Source organism: Sphingobacterium shayense (assembly GCF_013179575.1).
In the GTDB taxonomy this organism is placed as follows: Bacteria; Bacteroidota; Bacteroidia; order Sphingobacteriales; family Sphingobacteriaceae; genus Sphingobacterium; species Sphingobacterium shayense.
The window spans coordinates 1-5,267 of sequence record NZ_JABMCQ010000219.1 but is presented as its reverse complement, the minus strand read 5'-3'; the positions used below and the strand labels follow the sequence as shown (position 1 = coordinate 5,267).

Below are 5,267 nucleotides of genomic sequence, written 5' to 3'. Positions count from 1 at the left end.
GGAATCTCAATGCGTCCCAAATTGGAAAACATGCAGTCATTTGTAGATTTACCCCTCTTTAAAAATTTTGTCAAACCTTCCAAATTACTGTGCGAGGATTCCATAATCATCATATTAAGGTAAGGATTGAGCTTTGCCGTCTTGCTGTTCACAGTCTGCTGCATCATCCGCAGATTGTCCAAAAAGTTTTTCCTCTTATCGGCCGTCATAACGACCATAAGTCCAAATGCAAAAATATGATCATCCTTTACCGCTGGTACGAACCGCCGGATATCTATAGGGCAGGACACCTTGTTGAAGGCCTTTTTTGCGCGCACACTATCGAACGCCTCGAGTATTGTGCCGCCTAGGAACGTATTCACGGTAACACCTACCGACTTACAATACGAGATAATGCTACTCGTTAGCCCTTGGTCAAATTTCCAGTGAATAAGGTAGTCATTTCCCCTTTCTTGGGCCTTCCTTGGTAATGGAATAATTTTAATGAGAAAAAACAAGAATTTCCCAATTAAGCGAGCTTTAAGCTTTTGCTTTCTGCTCGATAACAGCGCCTCGGGAACGATATCCTCTATGCCCAGAATAGGTTTTTCAAGCCCTATTTCTGCGGCAGGATCATTCAAAACCTGCAAGAATTCCCGTAGTAGGGTCATCGCGGAGCCCCCATCACACAAACAGTGATGAAAGACGAAAAGCATCTCAGAGACATCCTCCCCTTTTATCCAGATGAAACGAATAAGGGGATCTTTTGTTGGTCTAAAAGCTGTCTTCCATTCTCGCTTGGATTCCTCTTGCCAGTCGGTTTCTTTTGTACGAACGACTATCCTAACAGGAATGTCTATAGTATAACTGGGCACCTCAAAATAAGGCCGGCGATTTTCATCATAACTGATCAACGCAGTTAAACCCGGGTGTTTCCCTTGAAGCCTCTTCAAGGCTTGGTGAATAGCGCCTTCTGTAACAATGCCACACAACCTAAAAGGGATTACAGTATTAAAGGGATGGATTTCATCCCCCAGTAGCATACGTTCACCAAATAGCAACTTTCTTTTCATACACCTAAACTGAAAGAACCTCGGAACAGTTTTGTTGTACAAAATCCTCTAATAGCGATACCGCCTGAGCATTTCCACCGGCATTAAGGAATGTGGCGCGAACCGTCTGCGCTGCTTCCCTATACTTCGGGTTTTCTAGCAGCTCAAATGCAGCTTCGCGAAGTGCCTGGGCGCGTAGACGTTTATAACGGATACTAATACCGCCACCCGCCTTCTCGATTAACTTGGCCGTATGGAAATGATCGTATGTGATAGGCGTGATTAACATAGGTAACCCATTAATGAACGTATCATTTACGGTATTAAAGCCTCCATGACAAATCACCATATCCATATGCGGCATCAGCGCCGCCTGCGGAACAAAACTGTTCACAATAAAATTAGACGGCCACTGCTCAAATATTTCCGGTGGGGTCGCCGCAACAATCGTAACCGGCTGGTCAGCAAACGCTTCAATCAGCTTTGCGAAAAAAGCCTCCCGAATGTCGACTAATAACGTTCCAAGAGATACGAATATCTTCGGCGTAGTCGCTGCCTCCAGCCGCTCCCAATCAAACGGAGCCTCATTTGGACGCCCTTTTACCGGACCAACAAATTTCATATGCGCCGGCGTCTCGGTAAAGCCTGCAAAAGCCTGAGAGGTGAATACCAAATTCAATCGGTGGGAATGAATAAAGATTCCCTCATCGGCTATCCCGACAGCCTTTTGAAGATCCCTGATCAGATTTTGTTGCCACTCGAATATTTTAGGCGCACTTTTTTCGGTATCGCCCATCACGTCCGGTGGAACTGGAGTGGTCGTCACGCAGGGAATATTTTGTTTGTGAGCAAAAAGTGCCCCACCAAAAGTAATGCAGTCGTTTACCAAAACGTCAGGCCGCCACTCCTCGGTAAGCGTCTCTAGCCCCGGCATCATCATTTTTGCAAACGGTACATACGTTTCCTCTAGAGCCAGCTTCATGACTTCAGGCCCTGAACATGACGGGCCGTCATCCTGTCTTTTCAAAATGCGCTGCAATTCTTCCTGATACGGAGCTAGATCTTCCTTGGGATAAAAATAGCTGCCTCCAATGGGAATATGTTCTTCCGCGAGGGGCGTAATTCCAAACCATTTTACCTGATGCCCTCGGGCGATCAAACTGGCTCCAACGCTAAGCGTCGGACTGATATGCCCGAAAAATGGGGGTATAACAAACAGAAATTTGGCACTCTGAACCGGAGCTTTTTCTGCTGGACGGATAGCTTTTTCAAGTAATTCTGCCGCAGTAATGGCACCACCCGCTTCTAAAAAAGATTCCCGAACCTTCTGCGCCGCTGCGCGGTAACTACGGGTCGTTAAAACCTGTAAAGTGGCTTGGTTTAGATGGTGCGCTTTAAATCTGTTGAAGTTCAAGCGCTCACCGGCACCTGTGCGGACGACACGTCCAGCGACATGCGATTGGTCATATGCAATAGGAATCACGACCAGTGGTAAACCCTGGTAAAGGGCCTCTGAAACTGTATTGTGGCCAGCGTGGCACACCACCCCATCAAGGTGCGGTAAAATTTCGAGTTGCGGAATCTTTGCGTAGACCATGAAGTTCTCAGGCCACTGATCGAAAAGATCAGGATCAGAAACCACGACAACCGTTAAATCTTCATCTTTAAACGCATCGATTACCTTCTTAAAAAATGCTTTTTTATGATCGTGATCGAACGTCGTGCCGATACTGACCAAAATTTTCTTCCTCCCGCTACCGGTAAACGTTTCCCAATCAAATTCACTGACACTAGCCCGCCTAGAAAGTACCGGCCCGGTAAACTGATAATTTGTCCCCAGCTCCATTTCACCAAAAAAGTATCTCGATGTCAAAACTAGCGTAAGCAGTTCCGAACAAGCTAATGAACGGTTCGTTGTTACACCCAGCTCTCGCTGCAATTCTATAATTTGATTCGCTTCCCATTCATGCACTTTAGGAAGTTCATCAACAATCTTAATAGCTGCTGGAGCCGTGACAGTTGTTGAGTAAGGAATACCCAGCGTCTGCGCCGCCACCGGAGCGGCAAACATCTGCTGATCACTGATTATCAGATCTGGTTTAAACGCTTCCAGCAAAGTAATAATACCTTTATAGCAATGCCTGTTTAACGGGATGAGTACCTCCTGGTAGAGGAATTTAATACTATCAATTCCGTACACTACCTTTTTAGAAATAATGTCTAAATACCGTCTGCTCTCCACCTTTTCGGTGTCCGTCTGATCGTATTGGATAAGTAGTAACTTGCCGCCAGCGGGAAGCCTCGCCGTTAAATCTTTGTCAAGGCTGATCCAGGCGACCTCATGTCCTCGTTCTAATAGTGTTGCGCCGATACTAAGCGTCGGATTAACATGACCCGTAAACGGTGGAACAACAAATACAAATTTAGCCATGGTTTTATAGTTAAGGTTTTGATAAAAAATGAACAATAGATTTTGCTATCCCCTGCGGATCTTGTACCGGGATGTTATGATCGCCAGCAAGGAATGCGAGCTCTGACTGCTCGATCTTGCTATGTAACAACTCCCCTGTTACCCGGCAGTTCGAATTTGCTCCATAAAGCAGTAGCGTATCCGCCATTACGTCCGCATCACCGATTTCACGCATAAAATACTTTTCGCGGATCATATCGGCTTTGATGCTAGTCTGTTCAAATAAGAAAGTATACATACGGTGGTTTTTCTCCATCTGTCGTTTACCCATTTTCATTTTAGTGGTGTCCGTGAAATTCTCCACGTAATGTTCAAGAAACTCCCTGTTATATGTCTCAATAATATCCCGGGCCTTTTCGTCCTGCGGATCTGGTGCTTCGATAAGAACTAACCGTTCAATGCGGCCCGCCGCGGCAAGGGCGGTTTTCAACGCGATTAGTCCTCCAAAGCTGTATCCGACAAGGTTTACACTTTTTAATTCCAAGTAATCCAGAAGATCCAGAAGGTCGTAAGACATACTCTTTAGATCGTAACCCGTCAGTGCACGTTCACTCATCCCGTGACTTTTCAGGTCATACATCACTACATGATAACGCTTTGCCAAAATGGGAGCAATATTAAAATAATAAATAGACAGGTTGCTAAACATTCCGTGGATGAGTACAACTGTCTGCTTAGCTTCCTTATTTAGCTCTTGTATATGTACTTCCCGCCCTTTAACCTTGATTATTGGCATTCGTAGATATAGTTGATTATCATCTGAAGATCGAGATTTATCAATTCATCCAGATCCATCGAAGACAACCATCCGGTAAAATCAATCTGATCTCCAAAATGTGCTTTAATTTTCTCTGAAAAAGCTACGATCTCTATGCTATCCATCTCCAGATCTTTAGTAAATGAGCTACTCGGAGATATATCCATCTCCTGGGCAAATTCTTCACCGATCACCTCAGTGATAAAATCCTTCAATAGCGTAAATAACTCCTCATGGTTCATTTTTAACCGCGTGTTTACAGTGTCCATCCAATAATATAATTTTCGTGTATGATAGTCTTAATTTCTGTTTCGTTAATCCATAGGTTTTCCCCTTGGATACGACCTACTTCGTATTGTTTAGGATTCCCTTTTAAACCAGTACCTAAAAACTTTCCGTAAGCTTCTTTTGCCACCCAAAAACGAGTGGTCCACTCCGCTTGATTGCGGCCTTCCAATAAATCCATTTCCAGATGGGTAAAAACTAAAGGATAAAAACCAGCACCGCGTTCTTCCATGATCTCCATATCGATACCGACAGGGCCACTCGAGCGGGCAGCACCTACAGCGTCTTTCCCTTTGTGTGCCAAAGAAATATGCACATCTTTCGTTAGCTCCCCCACCAGGTAAGGCCGACCAAGATCGTCTGAACATATTTCAAAAGTAATAGGAAAACAGGCCTGTTCCCTTTCTTTATTCAATAGATCACGTACCGCATCTTTCACGGCCACACGGCTTACCATCCAGTTCTTTCGTCTGTTGGGTGTTAGCTGATGATAAAACCTCTTTTCCGTTTGATTAAAATAGCGTTTGAGGATGAAATCCCACGATGCTACCCTAGAGTATGCCTGGTGAAAGAAAAATATTCCGGGAGCGATCTCTTTGGAAAGGCGGTTATGCAATGGAGACATGGACACATTCCATAACGGCTCATCAATTTCTAGCCTTCTGTTCTGCCATCCCCTGATTAAGCACCATACTTTTCCCTCACGCTCAAGGATTATGTTAGC

Annotated in this window: 5 protein-coding genes; all 5 read right to left on the bottom strand. The window is 44.8% G+C overall.

Translation table 11 applies throughout. The features are described from left to right. Window positions 1-1,052: condensation domain-containing protein (locus tag HP439_RS17540; RefSeq protein ID WP_172391631.1), on the bottom strand; the 1,052-nt coding region annotated here is incomplete at its 3' end. Between the two features lie 4 nt (window positions 1,053-1,056). Continuing rightward, entirely contained in the window at window positions 1,057-3,273 is a 2,217-nt protein-coding gene (locus HP439_RS19585; RefSeq protein WP_343043568.1) for a glycosyltransferase, read from the bottom strand. A gap of 199 nt (window positions 3,274-3,472) precedes the next feature. Then, entirely contained in the window at window positions 3,473-4,237 is a 765-nt protein-coding gene (locus HP439_RS17530; protein ID WP_172391629.1) for an alpha/beta fold hydrolase, read from the bottom strand. Further along, the gene (locus HP439_RS17525) at window positions 4,228-4,527 is read right to left on the bottom strand and encodes an acyl carrier protein (RefSeq protein WP_172391628.1); all 300 of its coding nucleotides are present in this window, start codon (window positions 4,525-4,527) and stop codon (window positions 4,228-4,230) included. The genes HP439_RS17530 and HP439_RS17525 overlap by 10 nt, the downstream gene beginning before the upstream one ends. Beyond that, a partial coding sequence (locus HP439_RS17520) for a 4'-phosphopantetheinyl transferase family protein (protein ID WP_172391627.1) occupies window positions 4,515-5,267 on the bottom strand: 753 nt, incomplete at its 5' end. The genes HP439_RS17520 and HP439_RS17525, both read right to left, overlap by 13 nt.